Annotated in this window: 15 protein-coding genes; 9 read left to right on the top strand and 6 right to left on the bottom strand. The window is 47.4% G+C overall.

All coding sequences use genetic code 11. The features are described from left to right. Positions 1 to 77: 77 nt before the first annotated feature. A complete protein-coding gene (locus ACFI32_RS09355) occupies positions 78 to 725 on the bottom strand; it encodes a DNA glycosylase (RefSeq protein WP_462626280.1) in 648 nt (215 codons plus the stop codon). A gap of 79 nt (positions 726 to 804) precedes the next feature. On the opposite strand from ACFI32_RS09355, the gene upp reads away from it, so the two are divergent. Further along, positions 805 to 1,443 (top strand): uracil phosphoribosyltransferase, encoded by a 639-nt coding sequence (gene upp, locus ACFI32_RS09350; protein ID WP_462626279.1) that lies wholly within the window; start codon positions 805 to 807, stop codon positions 1,441 to 1,443. A gap of 84 nt (positions 1,444 to 1,527) precedes the next feature. Here upp and ACFI32_RS09345 read toward each other — a convergent pair whose 3' ends face one another. Beyond that, positions 1,528 to 2,301, bottom strand: coding sequence for a hypothetical protein (locus tag ACFI32_RS09345; protein WP_462626278.1), 774 nt, complete (start codon positions 2,299 to 2,301; stop codon positions 1,528 to 1,530). 135 nt (positions 2,302 to 2,436) lie between these two features. Here ACFI32_RS09345 and ACFI32_RS09340 point away from each other — a divergent pair, with 135 nt between their 5' ends. The 3 genes from ACFI32_RS09340 to ACFI32_RS09330 all read left to right on the top strand — a co-directional run bounded on the left by ACFI32_RS09340 (position 2,437) and on the right by ACFI32_RS09330 (position 5,394). Further along, a complete protein-coding gene (locus ACFI32_RS09340) occupies positions 2,437 to 3,336 on the top strand; it encodes an ABC transporter substrate-binding protein (protein WP_462626277.1) in 900 nt (299 codons plus the stop codon). A gap of 12 nt (positions 3,337 to 3,348) precedes the next feature. Continuing rightward, the gene (locus tag ACFI32_RS09335; protein WP_462626275.1) at positions 3,349 to 4,338 is read left to right on the top strand and encodes an alpha/beta fold hydrolase; all 990 of its coding nucleotides are present in this window, start codon (positions 3,349 to 3,351) and stop codon (positions 4,336 to 4,338) included. 216 nt (positions 4,339 to 4,554) lie between these two features. Then, complete coding sequence (locus ACFI32_RS09330; RefSeq protein WP_462626274.1) at positions 4,555 to 5,394, top strand: alpha/beta fold hydrolase; 840 nt, start codon at positions 4,555 to 4,557, stop codon at positions 5,392 to 5,394. Positions 5,395 to 5,490: 96 nt separating this feature from the next. On the opposite strand, the gene ACFI32_RS09325 is transcribed toward ACFI32_RS09330, so the two are convergent. After that, positions 5,491 to 5,724, bottom strand: coding sequence for a DUF1653 domain-containing protein (locus ACFI32_RS09325; protein WP_462626273.1), 234 nt, complete (start codon positions 5,722 to 5,724; stop codon positions 5,491 to 5,493). Positions 5,725 to 5,762: 38 nt separating this feature from the next. Between ACFI32_RS09325 and ACFI32_RS09320 the strand changes: the two genes are divergently transcribed. After that, positions 5,763 to 7,529, top strand: a complete 1,767-nt coding sequence (locus tag ACFI32_RS09320) for an AIPR family protein (protein ID WP_462626272.1) — start codon at positions 5,763 to 5,765, stop codon at positions 7,527 to 7,529. Positions 7,530 to 7,676: 147 nt separating this feature from the next. On the opposite strand, the gene tyrS is transcribed toward ACFI32_RS09320, so the two are convergent. Further along, positions 7,677 to 8,888 carry a tyrosine--tRNA ligase gene (gene tyrS / locus ACFI32_RS09315; protein WP_462626271.1) on the bottom strand — a complete coding sequence of 404 codons (1,212 nt, stop codon included), beginning with the start codon at positions 8,886 to 8,888 and terminating at the stop codon, positions 7,677 to 7,679. A 121-nt stretch (positions 8,889 to 9,009) separates the two neighbouring features. Here tyrS and ACFI32_RS09310 point away from each other — a divergent pair, with 121 nt between their 5' ends. From ACFI32_RS09310 to ACFI32_RS09295, 4 genes are all read left to right on the top strand, one after another. Beyond that, complete coding sequence (locus ACFI32_RS09310; RefSeq protein ID WP_462626269.1) at positions 9,010 to 10,326, top strand: anhydro-N-acetylmuramic acid kinase; 1,317 nt, start codon at positions 9,010 to 9,012, stop codon at positions 10,324 to 10,326. A gap of 92 nt (positions 10,327 to 10,418) precedes the next feature. Beyond that, positions 10,419 to 12,056: a hypothetical protein gene (locus ACFI32_RS09305; RefSeq protein ID WP_462626268.1), complete on the top strand. Its 1,638-nt coding sequence runs from the start codon at positions 10,419 to 10,421 to the stop codon at positions 12,054 to 12,056. Between the two features lie 406 nt (positions 12,057 to 12,462). Then, complete coding sequence (gene fabF / locus ACFI32_RS09300) at positions 12,463 to 13,815, top strand: beta-ketoacyl-ACP synthase II (RefSeq protein ID WP_462626267.1); 1,353 nt, start codon at positions 12,463 to 12,465, stop codon at positions 13,813 to 13,815. Positions 13,816 to 13,973: 158 nt separating this feature from the next. Beyond that, positions 13,974 to 14,792, top strand: a complete 819-nt coding sequence (locus tag ACFI32_RS09295; protein WP_462626266.1) for a hypothetical protein — start codon at positions 13,974 to 13,976, stop codon at positions 14,790 to 14,792. Positions 14,793 to 14,872: 80 nt separating this feature from the next. On the opposite strand, the gene ACFI32_RS09290 is transcribed toward ACFI32_RS09295, so the two are convergent. Next, entirely contained in the window at positions 14,873 to 16,708 is a 1,836-nt protein-coding gene (locus ACFI32_RS09290) for an aminopeptidase P family protein (RefSeq protein ID WP_462626265.1), read from the bottom strand. 366 nt (positions 16,709 to 17,074) lie between these two features. Further along, positions 17,075 to 17,491 carry a hypothetical protein gene (locus tag ACFI32_RS09285; RefSeq protein WP_462626264.1) on the bottom strand — a complete coding sequence of 139 codons (417 nt, stop codon included), beginning with the start codon at positions 17,489 to 17,491 and terminating at the stop codon, positions 17,075 to 17,077. Between the last annotated feature and the right edge of the window lie 45 nt (positions 17,492 to 17,536).

Below are 17,536 nucleotides of genomic sequence, written 5' to 3'. Positions count from 1 at the left end.
GCTTTTAAAGAGCGGTCAAGGGGTTTGATGGTTTATTTATTTGTTGGCTTTGTTTTAGCTATATTGATGGTTTTTGTTTAGATTTTGCCCATCTTTTCAAAGAATGCTTTGTAGGCAGCGACTTTTTTGTCCAGTGCTAAGGGATAGGCGCGTGAGCTTGATGGCAATCGATATAAAGACAATGGATGCTGCTCACTATAAGGATAGTCAATGTGCTGGTTGGTTTTGGGCTGCTTTGATTTTGGTAGTGGTGTGGGCAGTTGCTCAAGCAATACGTCGGTAGCTTTGCCGCCTGTGGTAAATAAGGTATGGACGCTAGGCACTTGGGCCAGTATTTGCTTTAGGTCTACTGGGGTGACGACAGTGAGGTTTTTGTCCGAGGCGTTACCCGTCTCACGGATGGCTTGCTTGACGGTAGGGCAAGAGGCGATACCACGCTCAAACATAAAGGCTCGAATACGCTCTGGATCAAAGCGTTTTTCGTCCCCTACTCTAAAATGGTCGGCGTCATCGAAGAACACACGGCCATAAATGCGCCACATGTCGTTATAAAAGTTGGGATAGTGAAAGGGCATCGCCCATTTGTCGGCAGTGGGCGGAAACGTACCCATCATCATGATGGTGGCAGTTGGCGGCAGGACGGGGGCGAATGGATGGTTTTCGATAGGCCGCGCGTCTGTACGATCGGCGGCTGTGGCAGCTAATGAGGATGGCGACTGAGTCATGAGAATGTCCATCAAAAAGTTGGTTTTTTGTTATAATAGCACACGCAAATTATCCAGCCATTTGAAAGAGACCCCGCTTATGACGGACTTAAACATCACTGTAATCGATCATCCTTTGGTACGCCACAAGCTGAGCTTGATGCGTGAAAAGGACACCAGCACCTATAAATTTCGTACGTTAACCAAAGAGCTTGCCCGCTTGATGGCGTATGAGGCCAGTCGCGATTTTGATATCGAGACGTTCCCGATGCAAGGCTGGTGTGGTGAGATTACAGGTGAGCAAATCGTCGGTAAAACGGCAACCGTGGTACCGATCTTACGTGCAGGACTCGGTATGCTGGATGGGGTGCTCGATTTGATCCCGACCGCTAAAATCTCTGTTGTGGGCTTGCAGCGTGATGAAGAAACGCTACAACCTGTACCGTTTTTTGAAAAGTTTGTCAGCCATATGGACAAGCGCCCTGCCTTGATCGTTGATCCAATGCTCGCAACGGGTGGTTCAATGGTAGCGACCATTGATATGCTCAAAAAACACGGCTGCAAAAATATCAAAGCGTTGGTGTTGGTTGCTGCGCCTGAAGGTGTGAAGCTGGTTAATGAGGCACATCCTGACGTGGTCATTTATACGGCAGCGCTTGATAGCCATTTGGATGAGAATGGCTATATTATTCCCGGTCTTGGTGACGCTGGCGATAAAATTTTTGGTAGAAAAGAATAGCGCCGAATCGGTCAATGGCCGCAACGCCAAAGCGCTCAGTATCGTATCGGTACTGAGCGCTTTTTTTGATCGTATGACCCTTGTTTATTTCAGTTCGTATTGGCGCAAGCAATAATGCGCCTGCTTGCCTTGCTGATCCTCATGCTCTGATCGTGCCGATTGGTCGGTATGGCTGGATGTGTTTTGCCAAAAACGCTTAAATAGAGAGCTGCCGATTGGCGCAGCGCTGGATTCAAGTATCACTTCTTGTACAACAGTAGTTTCAGCGACTAAGCGCAAATCATGAAAGTCTAAAATCAGCACTTCGTTGCGGCTGCGCTCACGAGTGCGGGTATTGTGACGGATGGGAAAGGCCAACACGTTGTCACCAGTGATTGTGACTTGATTGATGATCATCTCGTTGGTCGGCACTACAGGCTGATAAGCGCGCTGCCTTGGCGGCTTTTGTGCGTTGATCATGGCGGTAGCTGGGTTTAAGGTAGTGGTTAACAGTTTTTCTTGGCGTACACTGCTTGGCAACGGGGCGGCAAAAAACAGCAGCTGGCCTTTTGGTAGGTATTGGGCATGGCGCATCAGCTCGCGACGAAAGATATCAGGCAAATCGGCATTAAAGCTGTCTTCGCTTTGACGATAAAAAGCATCAAAACTGCGCTGTAAGTAACGACCAAATACGGTAAAATTTACCCATTCTTGATAAACGGCATCGGCAAGCAGCTGCTTGGCAAAGGCATTAGCATCTGGCCTGATATGACCTTTTAGCAGCGCCAATAATAAGGCGTTGGCATCGGCAACCGTCTGCCCAGCCCACACTTGCGGATAGAGACTGGCATCGAGGGCGGCTAATGTCGTTTTGCTCATTGCGCGTGATCCTTATGTGGGATTGTGAGGGTTGCAGGCTTACGCGGTGCGGTTTTTGTGCTAAGGTCAGGGGACTGGCTTCACTATAGCAAGCACCCACCGATAATAATATAAGTAACAGTATAAGGATATCTTATGGCAAATACGGCGCTGACCTTAACCTTGGAGTGGTTTTTAAACCCAGACCACTTACCTTTTATCGCTGGTATTCATACTGGTGCATACCGCGAAGCGGGGCTTGATGTGACGATGATCGAGCCAACTGAGCACTATGATGGCTTTGCTGAACTGCAAGCAGGCAACATTGACTTGCATGTCAATGAGCCGATTCATTTGTTTGAGCATTATTTTGATGATTTAAAGTCGCTGGGCTGTTTTTTTGTTACTGATGGCGGCGTGCTGATTAAGCAAAGCAGCCTTGATAAGTTGCACCAAAATCAGCCTATTCGTATCACTACCCCAGCGGCCAACCCGACTACCAATAAAATCGGTTTTGAGATACTGCGCCGCTATGCTGAGCAACATAGCTTTGTGTTAGATCCAGAAAACGTTCATTTTGTCGAAACAGACTTTCAGCATTTAATCAATTTGCAGCAAGGAGATACACACGGCGAATTTGATGGCGCGTGGCTGTGCTTTTATAACTTTGAAGGCATTGAGGCCAACCATTTGGGGCTCGACTATACCCTTATCGATCAGCATTTATCTCCTTATCCCAACTTCTCAGCGCTGGAGCTGATGACCACGCACCGTATTTGGCAAGACAAGCCTGAGGCTTTGGCGCGCTTTGTGACGGTAAGCAGTGACATGGCGCAACTGTGTATCGATGATCCCAAACAGGCGCGGGCGATTTATTATGATTATAGTGGTGAGTTGCCGTCGGCGCTGACGGATGACATCATCAATGATACCCTTATGCGCTTGGTAATGCCGATTGCTGCCGATGCGGCGCGTTGGCACAATTTGCGTGAGATGCTGGCGACGCTTGAGATTGCCCAAATGACGGATGCAGATTATGCCAGACTGTGGCAATAATGGTGGTCGATCGTGTTAGCTAACCTTGTACGACATCAAGTAGAAAACGTAGCACCGCAGTATCAAATGCAGACGCAGTGGGTGTCAGCTCTTGACGGTACGGCGTTGCCAGTATCGGTTATCGGTCACGGCAAACCTGTGCTGTTGCTGCATGCTTTTGGCATGGATGCGCGCCAGTTTTTGCCTTTTGTGCTGCCGCTGTTGTCTGAGTATCGCTTTTATCTGCCGCATTTTCGCGGCTTTGGCATGGCGGCGGACTTGGTGTTACCGCGTTTTGATTTTATCAGCCAGTATGCTGAGGATACGGCGCAAGTGATTGCTCATATCAAAACCCAAGCCCAGACAGATGCCATTCCTGTGGCGGCGATATCGATGGGGGCGCTGGTGATGTGGGCGTATTTTGGGCGCTTTGGTACGGGTGATGTTTGTCGCTATTTGAATATCGATCAAGCACCTATGATTCACAATCAGCCAGATTGCCAAGGCGGCGTATTTGGGGCGCGCCAAGAGGAGATATTTGCCAAGTTTACGGCGCTGATTGAAAAAAGCGCACCCTACATGCAGGTTGAGGATTTTCGGCATTTGCCTTATGGCGTTAAGGATAATTTGCTGGCGGTCGAGCAAGCATTTTCGGTAATGTCTGTTGGCCGCAAACGCTCAAAATGGCTGATAAAAACCACCAGTCACCGCGCCCCGCATCAAGTCGCGTTATACGAGCATGGCACTTGGCAGCACAAGCTGTGCTGTTTACAGGCTTATGTGACCTTGCCTTATGACTACCGCGAGGTGCTGAATCATGTCGATATTCCAGTGACCATGCTGATTGGCGCACGCTCCGAGCTGTATGCGGCCAGCTGGCAGCAGCAACTGGCCGAGATGCTGCCCGATGGACACGCCCACATATTACCAAATGCAGGGCACGCCATCCCCATCGATGCGCCCATACGCTTTTATCAGGCGTTAAAGCAATTTCTCCAGCCGAGCTCTGCACCTGTGTTTTGATCGGCAGCTTTGTGCACGATAAATGCAATCATAAGGCTCATCTTACAATTTGATAGCAAAACATCACGCTTGACACGTTCGCTGTACAGCACGTTAGCACAAAGTCTTTTGGCATCTTTTATACTTATGGTTCTACGCTAAAAAGTGGCATGGTCACCCATCGCCACTTATGAATATAGCGGACTATCAATGATAATAAAGAATAAGGATAACACCATGCCATACGTTACGGTTGCAACCCAAGCAGAACAGCCAGTCGATCTGTATTACGAAGTACAAGGTACGGGTAAGCCTGTGGTGCTGATCCACGGTTGGCCACTCAGTGGCCGCTCGTGGGAAAAACAAGTTCCCGCTCTGGTCGATGCGGGCTATCAGGTCATCACTTATGACCGCCGCGGCTTTGGTGACTCCTCAAAGCCATGGGACGGCTACGACTATGACACACTGGCGCAAGATCTAAAAGCGTTGATGGATGAGCTTGATTTGCAAGATGCGACCATCGTGGGCTTTTCGATGGGCGGCGGTGAAGTGGCACGCTATCTCGGTAACTATGGCTCAGAGCGTGTCAGCAAAGCGGTACTCGCCTCTGCCGTACCGCCTTATCTGTTTAAAGCCGATGACAACCCTGATGGCGGTCTTGAAGAGTCAGATATTCAAGGGTTTTTGGATGGTGTCAGCGGTGATCGTATCGCCTTTTTAAATGACTTTACCAAAAACTTCTTTACCCCAGCAGGTGGCAAGCTGCTCGTCAGCAAGCCACTGCGCTTGTACCATCGCGATATTGCTGCCTTTGCGTCACCAAAAGCCACCTATGACTGCGTTAAGTCATTCAGCTATGACGATTTTCGCGACGACTTAAAAGCATTTGATGTGCCAACGTTGGTCATTCATGGGGATTCGGATCAAGTTGTGCCGTTTGAAGCCAGTGGTCAGCGCTCGCACGAGATGATTGCTGACAGCACGCTACACGTGGTGGCAGGTGGCCCACATGGTATCAACGCCACTCATGCCGATGAGTTTAACCGCGCATTGATTGCGTTTTTGAATGAAGCATAATGGATAGTCTCACATAAAAGCCATTGTTCCCAATGCGCAAAAAGCGACCTTATATAGGTCGCTTTTTTTATGTTTTAAAGGGTAAAACACTGCGTTTTAGCTAGCAAGTTCTTGTACCAAGGCAAAGCGCGGCTGCGTCTTACCATCAACCGTCACCGACTCGGTAAACATGGATAGCGGACGCGCCCATACGCCATACTCACCGTACAGGCAGCGATAAATGACCAGTGCCTCTTCGGTCTCTGAGTGCTGCGCGGTATGCAGCACTTGATAAAGGTTACCTTTGTAATGGCGGTAAATGCCTTGGGGAACTCTATTCTCTTGTGTCATAATAGTTTCTATTAACTCAACAAAAATGGATTAAAAAAATGCAAACTTCGGCTACTTTTCAAGATTTTAACCTATTGAACAGATTAGTAATAGCAAAAGGAAAAGAAATCGGCACTGACAAAAATTCATTAGCATTCATGCCATTAGTAGTAGAAATGTTACTAAATATAAGTACAGAAGAAGCTGAAGATAGTATTACTGACAGCTATTACATTGCAACCCTTAACAATACTGAAAGAAAACATGATAAAGGTATAGATGCAGTATACATTGATGAGCAAAACCCAAAAAAGCCAATCATCCACCTATTCAATTTTAAATACACGGAAAAATATGAAAAAATAGATGGCTACTTCCCTAGCAATGAAGTAGATAAAATATCTACTTTAATTAATAAAATTATGTATAGAGAAGAAGATATTATTCATCATGTAAATTACATCTTAGGCATTAAGATAAAAGAAATATGGCAACTCATGGAGGATGTCAATGTTAGCTTTATAATCCATCTAACATCAAACCAAAACAACTCCCTTGAAAATAATGAAAAGATATTATTTGAAAAATCTATCGAAAAGTATGGAAATATAAAACCATCATATGAAACAATCAACACCCTAATAAACAGTGCAATGCATGAAAACAAAAAAATAATTAATGCAAAAATTAAAGCTATTGATAGAAATGTTTTTGACAAATCAGATGGAGATATTAAAGCTTTAATTGCAGATGTGGATGTTCGTGACTTATTAAGAATTTGCTTAGACGATGAAGATGTAAGAAATAACGTTAGCATCAACGATTATAATGAAATGATTGGTTATAATATTGAAGAGTCAGTTTTTGAAGATAATGTAAGAATATATCTTAAGCAGCGTTCAAAAATAAACAAAGGAATTAAAGAAACAGCCTTATCAAGTGATGCTCATAGATTTTTTTATTATAATAATGGTATAACGATAACTTGTTCATCCTTTAATTATCCCAAACAGCAAAGATCACCAATCATCGAGCTTGAAAATTTTCAAGTTGTTAATGGCGGACAAACAATACATAGTCTATACGAAGCATTTAGAGAGGATAACGATAATTTTGGTGATATGGATGTTTTATGTCGTATCTATGAGACAAAGAATGAAAAACTAGGTACAGAAATTGCTGAGTATACAAATAGCCAAAACCCAGTTTCTTCAAGAGACATTCGATCTAATGACTACTTACAGAGAAAACTAGAAAGAGACCTACTAACTCAAGGCTATTTTTACGAAAGAAAGAAAAATCAGTATCAAAACGAAGAAAAAACTAAAAGAATTGATGCTGAAAAAGCTGGGCAAGCCTTATGGTCTTTCTTTCACCTAAAACCTGGTGAGGCAAAAAACCTTAAAAGAAAGGTTTTCGGCGAAGAATATGAAAATATATTTCACGACGAACTAAATTCCGAAGATATAATTCTTTCCTATGAAGTATTAAGCTATATTGATGAACAAAAAATATTAGCTAAAAAAGAAATTGCTAACGGTGAAAAAACAAAAGACTATATCTTACATGCTAACTACTACATTATGTATACAATAGCTGAATTAGCCAACTCTAGGGAAATAGAACTCATTCCTAGCAATAAATTCAAATTTATAGATATGTATAGTGAAGCCAATAACATTGTAGCTAAGGCAGCCAGACATAAAGAGCAAAATTCAAGCAACTCTAGATATACACATAGGGTGTTTTTTAACGGTAATGAACCTAAAAGATATATCGATAAAGAAATATCGCATTTAACTGAAAAAAAAGATAGCGATAATTAATACATATTAGACCTCTTGCATAAGTCGTCGCTAGCCCCCACTGCTTCGTTGGCAAAGTTCAGTAAATTGGTACTTTTGCAAGAGATCTATTTTTTAAACTTTAAATGTATAGCCCTATTCTGCTACACAATAGGGCTATTTCGTTATCTAACCAACCGTCACTTTTGCATAGGCTTTTTTGCCCGCTTGAATCACAACCGTTTGACCTGAGGTGAGGCTAAAGCCAGCATTGACCACTTCGCCATCGACCTTGACCGCGCCTCGCTTGACCATGTCTTTTGCCGCTGCACCATTTTTGGCAAGCCCAGCTTGGTTTAAGATTTGCGCGATAAACAACGCCTCTTGACCGTCAAGCTCTAACGTGACTTCTGGCAAATCTACTGGCAATTCGCCATCAGCCAGCACGTTACCCGCTGATTTGTGCGCATTTGCCGCGGCTTCTGCATCGTGGAAACGCTCAATCAGCTCTTCGGCTAAAATGCGTTTGATCTCTTGCGGATTACGTCCCGCTTCCATCTCTGCCATTAGGGCTTCGACATCGTCCATCGGTTTGAAGCTTAAAAACTCAAAGTAGCGGCGAATCAAGGTATCCGGCATGGAGAGAATTTTTTGATACATGGTGCCTGGGGTGTCGTAGATGGCCACATAGTTGCCGAGTGACTTAGACATTTTGTTCACACCGTCCAAGCCTTCTAAAATCGGTACGGTGATGCACACTTGCGACTCTTGGTCGTAGCGACCTTGTAAGGTGCGACCCATCAAGAGGTTAAAGGTCTGATCCGTACCGCCAAGCTCAACATCGGCTTTTAGGGCGATAGAATCGTAGCCCTGTACCAGCGGATAGAGGAACTCATGGATAGAGATGGGCGTTTGCGCCGCATAGCGCTTGGAGAAATCATCACGCTCAAGCATACGTGAGACGGTTTGCTGACTGGCCAATTGGATCATGTCAGCCGCGGTCATTGCATTGAACCACTCTGAGTTAAAAACCACACGCGTTTTTTCTTTATCCAAAATCTTAAAGACCTGCTCGGCGTAGGTGGCAGCGTTGGCACGGATTTGCTCATTAGTCAGCGGCGGACGGGTGGCGTTTTTGCCCGAAGGATCACCAATTCTGGCGGTATAATCACCGATCAAGAAATAAATCTCATGGCCCAAATCTTGAAAATGCTTCAGTTTGTTGATGAGCACGGTATGACCCAAATGCAAATCGGGTGCGGTGGGATCAAAGCCTGCTTTGATACGCAGGGGACGATTGAGCTTGAGTTTGGCAACAAGGTCTTCTCTTGACAATATCTCTTGCGTGCCGCGCTCAATGATAGCCAATTGGTCTTCTAAACTGAGTGCTTGATCGGTCATAACGGTCTCTATGTGTTATTTGGACATGATGATGACCGCTTTGAACATCAGCAGACGTCGATGGCGGTCAAAAAATGTTAGAATTTGCCAGATATACTAGCGTTTTTTAAGGTAAATTACCATGACCAAGCCCGCCCCTACGACCGATAACAACCCTCAACACGATGCTGATTGGCATGATATAGAGCAAGAGATGGATTTTGCGACGCTGAGTGAGGTGCTGGGAGAAACGGTATTTGAAAACTTCGACGAGGGCTTATATATCGGTATGATGTCAGGCACCAGCTTGGATGGTATGGATGCGGTGTTGTGCCAGTTTCATGATCCTGCGGATGACGCGCCGCCGATGCGCCTACTGGCGACCTATAGCCAAGATTTTCCGCCGCGTTTGCGGGATGTGCTGCTGGCGCTGTGCCAACCAAATGGCGTCGATGCCCTAAGCACAGATGACGGCGAGCCTTGTAACGAGCTGGACTGGTTTGGCTGGGCGAGCCGCGCTTATGCAGAGTTTGCCAGTGAGGTGGTCAACACGTTATTGCAGCAATCAGAAACAGATGCCAAGGCGGTACTGGCCATCGGTTGCCATGGGCAAACGGTACGCCATCGCCCAGAATGGGGCTTTAGCCTGCAACTGGTCGATGCCAATATCATCGCTGAGCGCACCGGTATCAGTGTCGTTCATGATTTTCGTCGCCGTGATATGGCGGTCGGCGGCCAAGGTGCGCCGCTGGTGCCTGCTTTTCATCAAGCGCTGTTTGCTGATACTGAGACGACGCGCATTTTGCTCAACTTGGGCGGTATTGCCAATATCACTGTCCTGCCAGCGGCGACTGATGCGTTAACCGCGCCGCAAGTGATTGGTTATGATACAGGGCCTGCCAACTTATTGCTCGATGCGTGGTCAGCGCTGCATACCAACCAAGACTACGACGCAGGCGGCTCATGGGCGCAGTCAGGACAAATCATTGAGCCTTTGCTCACACAACTGCTTGAGCATCCGTTTTTTGCCAAGTCTTATCCCAAAAGTACAGGACGCGAGGATTTTAATTTAACGTGGCTCAAAGCAGCGCTGGAGCGCTTCGATCAACGTGCGGCCAATATTCGCTACTCGTCTGCCGATGTGCAAGCAACCTTGACCGAGTTGACAGCCATCAGTGTCAGCGCGCAAATTGCACAGTTTGTGCAGACTGAAGCAATCAGCGGCGTCTATGTCTGCGGCGGCGGTGCACTCAATGATTACTTGCTTACCCGCCTGCAAGCACATCTGCCTCATTGTCAGGTAACCACCACGGATCGCTTAGGACTAAACCCAACATGGGTAGAGGCAGCGGCATTTGCGTGGCTTGCGCGGCAAAACCTGATGGGCGGCGCAGGCAACTTGCCAGCGGTGACAGGCGCGCGTCGAGCGGTTATCTTAGGGCAAGTATGTTTTGCATAAACACTAAAAAAAAGTGGCAAATTTAGCGCGTCATCAGCCCTTTATTGATATCATAATACTGCTGTCAAATTATGTTTGGTAAAGGGTGATTTATGGTGCTGAATACAACGCAGGAACAAGCCTTGTACCTGTCACAACAACTCAAAAGTAAGCAGGTGCCAATTGGGGGCATATTGTTTTTTGATGCCATGATCCATTATGGTGTCGGCGATACCCCAAAAGGCATTCAAGGTCTCGATATCCTATTTGCTAAGATCAGGCAAAAAGGACTCAGTATAGAAAAAATAAAAACCCACCCTGAACATAAAAATTTTTTATTAACGGTGGCGGTGCTGATCGGCAACGGTATTGGCAATCGCCTTGGCGAAGTCCCGTCTTGGTTTGCTTACGATGATTTTACTGGGTTTTCTGATAACGCCTCTACTGATAGAACGTTTGCCTTCAGCTTGGTTGCAGAATTTTCCTATGGTATCAGCTTGCCATTTGGCGCGATAAAAGAAGCCTTGTCACACGATTTTTCGCTTAGTACCTACATTGAAGAGACGGCAAATCATATCTTATCCAAAAGTCAGGTCAATCTGTTGGAGCCTGCCAGTGATGTGTGTAATCTGTTTCTTAAAAAAGTGCGTACCGGCAAGATTTTGGATAATACGATGGCCTATACGCATCTGCTAGAACGGGTGAACTTTGATTACTCTTATCAAAGCTTGCAAAAAATCGATAAGGTACTCGACTATATCAAGACCACAGAACGTCTAGGCCCCAAAAAACGTTTTGGCGCATCGTCTTATGATCGCTTTGTCAATGACGCAAACCGCCAACGTTTTATTTATTTGCTTGGCTGTTATATCGGCGCGGTATCCGCACAGCTGGCAAAAACCACTGTCAGGTGGCTGAACCATGAGCAAATGGTAGACTTATTGGACGACCCTGATATCCCGCTCTGTCTTGAAAACAATACGGTCATGATGCTTGAAAATGGCAGATTGCGCCTACCTCTTTTGGCAGTAACCAATTATCTGTTTCATCTGGATCCTGACAGTAGTATGGGAGCGGCAGATTTTGCAGATACCGTATCAAAAGACGGCATTTATACGTTAGACAGTTTTTCACCATCAACGACAGGCACTTATCCAATACCAGAATCATGGCACACGGCCGCCTCACTTGCTGGCATGCTGATGGCGTTTAATATCTTGCACGTCAGTACAGGCAGCGATACACCGCCAAGATCTATTGATTATCGTGATGGTACCAAACCGATCACCTTTGTCAGTCATATGGATACCGCAGTGAGCGATTTGATTGAGCAGTTGGACAGCCCTACGCTAAGTGATGCATTTGGTTTTTTAAGTTACGACACGTATGTCAACCTACCGACAGGCCGTACGGATGGCATTACGGTTGATATACGGGTCTACGGTGAGCCCAGCCTCGCATTGCAGTTTATTGTACCGTATCGACATACCAGACATCCTTTTGGCTTTGCCATTTATCCTTTGGTCTATAAAAAAGTGATGACATCATTGGCTCAAGACCAGCTTGATGCGTTAGTACATGCTTTTTATCACGGTGCAAAAGCATTCAAAGATCCGTCAACAGGCATGGATTTTTGGCAGCATTACTATATCGATAAGCACGATGTGTTTGCGCCGCCAGCATGGATGGGCAATACCGTGAGCAGTTTTGACCCAGAACGCTCTAAGATTGAGATATTGCCAACAGCCTAGGGCGTCTCATCATTTAGAGAGCGAGGCTTAAAATGAGGTATCGAGCCAATTGATGACACGCCCTCGCTTATGAGGTGATTTGCGCCGCATGGTGATGGCGCTGATGTATCGTATTATAAGCTGAGCCATTATCTGGGGTCATAATCACTGTTCATCTGGCGTTTTCGTCCATCATCATGATAGAACTTAATAGTCATTTTACGCTTTTATCTCACTTCAACCCTTTTATATCGCGCGGGCAGCGTTATACTATAGCTGTTTAAGTTTACAGGCGTAAACTAATGTGTTTTATAATGGTTGATATAATACCAAGATAACGCTATAAATACCCTAGCGTGAGCGGCGTCAGCGCTCTACCATTTCAGCCAGTACATCCCTTTAGGACCGTAAGTAAAGGATATATCGAATGAGCCAACAAAGTAGTTTATCTACGCCCCAAGCCAGCGCTGCAACCTTGCCGCGCTCCAAGACGCCGCACCATCAACGATCCGATGAAATGCGTGTGGTGGTCACTGGTATGGGGGCTATCACCCCGCTTGGCTTGGACGTTGCCAGTACGTGGTCGCGACTACTGGCAGGTGACAGTGGTATCTCACTCATTGAGCATTTTGATGCTGAAGATTACCGCGCCCAAATCGCTGGCACGGTCAAAGACTTTGATGCCAAGCAATACATGAGTGCCAAAGACGCGCGCCGTTATGACACCTTTATGCATTATGGTGTGGCAGCGACCGCTATGGCGCTACAGCAGGCGGGCTTTATCGATACCGTCAGTGCTGACGATGCGCCAGTACAAGGCGTCGATCAAGAGCGATTCGGGGTGATTTTGGGCTCAGGGATTGGCGGTATTCAGACTATTGAAGAGAGCTGCGCCACGCTCAATGCCAAAGGTGCCAAAAAGGTATCGCCCTTTATCATTCCAGGCTCTATTGCCAATATGGCCGCAGGCTTGGTCGCGATTAAACATCAAATTAAAGGGCCAAACCTTGCGACCGCTACGGCGTGTACTACCGCGACGCACGCCATCGGCCTTGCCGCGCGTCTTATTGCCTATGGTGACGCTGATGTGATGCTCGCTGGTGGTAGCGAAAAAGGTTCAAGCCCGCTGGGTATGGCAGGCTTTGGTGCGATGCACGCGCTGTCAACGCGCAATGACGAGCCAACCAAAGCCTCACGCCCTTTCGATAAAGGCCGTGACGGTTTTGTACTCGGTGATGGTGCTGGGGTGATGGTACTCGAGAGCCTCGCCCACGCCAAAGCACGTGGCGCGACCATCTTGGCTGAAGTTGCAGGCTTTGGTATGAGTGATGATGCCAGTCATATCACTGCACCACCTGAAGATGGCAATGGCGCCGCGCGCGCGATGCAAAATGCGCTTAGAGACGCAGGTATTGCCCCTGATGTGGTCGGCTATGTCAACGCGCATGGTACCAGTACCCCAGCAGGTGATGTGGCAGAGTCCATGGCAATAGAAAGTGTGTTTGCTCCTGTTAAAGACAGTATTTTGGTCAGCTCGACCAAATCTATGACGGGGCATTTACTTGGCGCAGCAGGTGGTGTTGAAGCCATCTTTACCGTGCTGGCCTTACAAGAGCAGCACGTGCCGCCCACCATCAACCTAGATGCCGTCGAAGACAACTGCAACTTGGATTATGTGGCCAACCAGTCACGCAAAGTAGACAACCTAAACTACGCGGTATCCAACAGCTTTGGCTTTGGCGGTACCAATGGTACGCTCATCTTCTCACGCTGGTCATAAATACCAATAAGCCATCGAGCGGCGCATGACGACTGACTTTTTGCGCCCTGATTGCTTTGTGACGTCAGTCTCAGATTTACTACGTTTGTCCCCTTGCAGCCCCTTATTATACTTGCGTATGATAAGGGGTCACTTTTGGAATTTCTATGGATAACCTCATGCCCAGCTACTCCTTCTCGCATCAATTTTATCGGCACTGGACAAACACACCAGAGACAGTACGCTCGGCCATTGTTCAAGAACTGACCGATATCACAACCCTGCTTAAGACCGACACCTCAAATCAAGCCTTTGCCTTTAGCATTCCTGACCTCGACACCCATGTCGATGAGTTGTATCACGCGCATCGCGCCCAGCAGGCTGCTGATAAAGCACGTGCCGATAAAACGCAAGCAGAACAAGCACGGCTTGAAAAAGAACAAATGGACAAAGCGCAAGCCACCAAAGCAGAGCAAGATAAAGTAGCTAAGGCAAAAGCAGAAAAAGAACAGGCAGACGCGAAAGCACAACAAGAACAAGCTGAAAAAGCGCAGGCCGTTAAAGCAGAGCAAGAAAAAGCGACCAAGGCAAAGGCAGAAGAACAACAAACAAAAGCGATAGAACCAAAAGAACAAACCGAAAAACAGCACACAGTAAAAGCAGCGGTCGCAGAGCCAGCGTCAGAACCTGCTTCAGAACCGACGAGCACCGAGCAACCCACCACTGATCACAATACTGACAACCGTCGTAGCGCTGCAAACGACAACGCAGGACAAGCCGCCCTACCCAAAAAATCAGCCCCTGCAAGCCGCGGTAGCAAAGACACTGACGCGCCAAAAGCAACTACCGTACTCAGCGAGCGACATGAAGACTTGATCCAAGAACTGGGCGCACATATTGACGACTATCTGAGTGAGCAAATGGCCCAGCTGTCCGAAGACCTAAAATCGTGGCTACGCGCTGAGATCAGCCGCCAATTGGCCAATAAATCTGACTAACCTTATTACACGCCCTAACCCCTCGCACAAAAAAGCGCCCAGCAAATAGTTTGCTGGGCGCTTTTTTTATGCCTAAAAATTTATAACGCTTGCGTGCGCTCAGTGAGCCACTCAAGTGCTGCCCCTGTCACGCGAGGCTGCAGCTCATCATACACTTGGCGATGATAGTCATTGAGCCAAGCAATCTCAATTTCGCTCAGCAACGCCTTGTCAATCAGGCGCGTGTCAATCGGACAATAAGTCACGGTCTCAAAGTGTAAGAACGTGCCAAACTCAGTCTCGCGCGAATTCACCACAGGCATATTGACCACCAAGTTTTCGATACGAATGCCCCACTGACCCTCACGGTATAATCCCGGCTCATTGCTGGTTATCATTCCAGCGCGCATTGCCCGCTCTTTTGGCGTACTGCTGTTGTAAGAAATCGCTTGCGGGCCTTCGTGGACATTTAAAAAATACCCTACGCCATGACCGGTACCATGACCATAATCCATATTTTCTTGCCACAGCGGGGCGCGGCAAATGGCATCGATCAGCGGCGAAGCAATACCATCTGGGAAATGGGCGCGCGCAAGAGCGATGTGAGACTTGAGCACAATAGTGAAGTCACGTTGCTGCTCAGCGTTGACTTTACCGATACCGACCACACGCGTGATATCAGTGGTGCCGTTTTGGTATTGTGCGCCTGAGTCGATCAACAGCAAGCTGCCTTCACCGTCCGCCACCTCTAAATAGCTAAAATTCTCAGGCGTGGCGCGGTAATGCGGCAGCGCGCCATTGTCTTTAAAACCTGCAATGGTCGGAAAACTGGGCGACACATAGTGCGGCTGGCGACTGCGTGCCTCGATCAGCATGCTATCCACATCCAGCTCACTCAGCCGCTCGCCACCTGCCAAGCGCTGCTCAAAGCGTGAGAAAAACTCACAAAGCGCTGCACCGTCCTGACGCATGGCCTCACGAATGTGTGCGATATCCGCATCCGACTTGATCGATTTTAACAAGCTACTGGGCGCGATTTTTTCGATAAAACCCAAGTCATCGACCACATCAGATAGCGTACCGACCGCCACTTTGCTTGGGTCTAGCAGCAAGATATCATCTGCGCTTAGCGCACCAAGTGCGACTTGCACGTCTGAGTAATCGGCAAGCATGATACCGCCACTTGCAAGTTTGGCGGCAATCTCATCACTGACCTTGCTTTGATCGACAAACAACACCGCGCCATCATTGCTGATCAGCATGTGCGCCAAAAAAACAGGATTGTAATCGACGTCCGCGCCGCGCAGGTTGGTCAGCCATGCGATATCATCAAGGCTGGATAATAAATGATGGCTCGCCCCTGCCTCGAGCATTTTGGTGCGTACGGCAGCCAGTTTATCTGCGCTCGACTGCGCCACAAACTGCGCATCATGTTGATATAATGCTGCTGCAGGGAGTGACGGACGATCCGTCCATACCGCATTGAGCACATCGCGCTCAGTGATCAACGTGATGTCATTGTCTTCAAAGGCATCCAGCAAGCGGTCTTGCTCCGTGATTGATAGCACCTGCCCATCGACTGCCACGCTGTCACCTTCTGTCAACTGCGCCGCCAACCAATCGACATGGTTTGGCTGACCAGCAGCCAGTTTTTGTAACTGAATCCCTGTCTCGGCCAGCTCATCGGCAGCCTGTACCCAGTAACGGCTGTCCGTCCACAGGCCAGCAAAATCTGCAGTCACGACCAGTGTCCCCATGGAGCCCGTAAAGCTCGATAGCCATTCGCGGGTTTGCCAGTATTCGGGCAGATATTCGGACAAATGCGGATCGGCAGAAGGTACGATAATTGCGGTTAAGTCTTGCGTAGCCAGCTCGGTGCGTAACGCCTTGATACGCTGCTGGATAGTGGTTTTTGGGATTGCCATCTGAGTCGTCATAAGCCCTCTTGTGTTGATCTAAAATATTATTAGTATGAATGTGTCTATAGTTTGGTTACTGTGCTCTATAGTAACACGCTGCCTAAAGTGGCGGGCAGCGTGCCTGTTGTGAAAATGATGCCTATACTGTCTGCGTGCAGCTATGGTTAGTCAGCACGTTAGGTGTATGGTTATAACGCCGAATCGGTGCTTTATCAACATATGAAGTAAAGATATAAAGAATGACTCGACAGCACAGATTTCTGTAACAAAAAAATCCCTACTTACAATAGAGGTAAGTAGGGATTCACATTTCTATAAGTCTGCTTTTCGGTTAAGTCTACCTATATAGTAAAGGTTGGCTGACCGCTTAAAACCAACTGGTGCTTACTGAGCAGCAGCTTGTGCAGTATCACCCGCCTCCAAATCGCCATCGGCTTGCTCTGCAGTCAAGTCGGTGTCCGCCACAGCGGCTTGGCTGACAGTGCCTTCTGCTGTAGCCGTTCCTGCTTGTGCAGTCACGACGGTATCATCCGCAGCAGGTGCTTCAGCAGTCGTGTCCGCAGCTGGCTCATCAGCTGATGCTTCAGTAGTCGCCTCGCTTACAGCAGCGTCTGCGGCAGGCTCGTCAGCCGCTTCTGCTTCCGCTTCGGTTACCGTAGGCTCAACCGTGATGTGCTCACCTGCTGGACGCAAATATGCTGACACGCCGATGAGCAATACAATGCCCAAGAATAAAACGATACCACCAATGGCAAAAGTAAACTCTTTCATGGGGTTGTTTTTGCTGATACCTTCTGACATATCTTATCCACCTTGCACAAAAAAACATTTAAAATTTTAGTCTAT

It is taken from the genome of Psychrobacter sp. PSi21, from assembly GCF_054960615.1.
The sequence above is the reverse complement of the archived record's forward strand: the minus strand, read 5'-3'. Positions and strand labels throughout refer to the sequence as shown.

What these genes read in the sequence shown, in the direction of transcription:
- ACFI32_RS09320 (WP_462626272.1), top strand. Translation starts at nt 5,763, where the DNA reads ATGCAAACTTCGGCTACTTTTCAAGATTTTAACCTATTGAACAGATTA.
- ACFI32_RS09290 (WP_462626265.1), bottom strand. Translation starts at nt 16,708, where the DNA reads ATGACGACTCAGATGGCAATCCCAAAAACCACTATCCAGCAGCGTATC.
- ACFI32_RS09305 (WP_462626268.1), top strand. Translation starts at nt 10,419, where the DNA reads ATGGTGCTGAATACAACGCAGGAACAAGCCTTGTACCTGTCACAACAA.
- ACFI32_RS09285 (WP_462626264.1), bottom strand. Translation starts at nt 17,491, where the DNA reads ATGTCAGAAGGTATCAGCAAAAACAACCCCATGAAAGAGTTTACTTTT.
- ACFI32_RS09295 (WP_462626266.1), top strand. Translation starts at nt 13,974, where the DNA reads ATGCCCAGCTACTCCTTCTCGCATCAATTTTATCGGCACTGGACAAAC.
- ACFI32_RS09310 (WP_462626269.1), top strand. Translation starts at nt 9,010, where the DNA reads ATGACCAAGCCCGCCCCTACGACCGATAACAACCCTCAACACGATGCT.
- ACFI32_RS09325 (WP_462626273.1), bottom strand. Translation starts at nt 5,724, where the DNA reads ATGACACAAGAGAATAGAGTTCCCCAAGGCATTTACCGCCATTACAAA.
- ACFI32_RS09330 (WP_462626274.1), top strand. Translation starts at nt 4,555, where the DNA reads ATGCCATACGTTACGGTTGCAACCCAAGCAGAACAGCCAGTCGATCTG.
- ACFI32_RS09355 (WP_462626280.1), bottom strand. Translation starts at nt 725, where the DNA reads ATGACTCAGTCGCCATCCTCATTAGCTGCCACAGCCGCCGATCGTACA.
- fabF (WP_462626267.1), top strand. Translation starts at nt 12,463, where the DNA reads ATGAGCCAACAAAGTAGTTTATCTACGCCCCAAGCCAGCGCTGCAACC.
- upp (WP_462626279.1), top strand. Translation starts at nt 805, where the DNA reads ATGACGGACTTAAACATCACTGTAATCGATCATCCTTTGGTACGCCAC.
- ACFI32_RS09345 (WP_462626278.1), bottom strand. Translation starts at nt 2,301, where the DNA reads ATGAGCAAAACGACATTAGCCGCCCTCGATGCCAGTCTCTATCCGCAA.
- tyrS (WP_462626271.1), bottom strand. Translation starts at nt 8,888, where the DNA reads ATGACCGATCAAGCACTCAGTTTAGAAGACCAATTGGCTATCATTGAG.
- ACFI32_RS09340 (WP_462626277.1), top strand. Translation starts at nt 2,437, where the DNA reads ATGGCAAATACGGCGCTGACCTTAACCTTGGAGTGGTTTTTAAACCCA.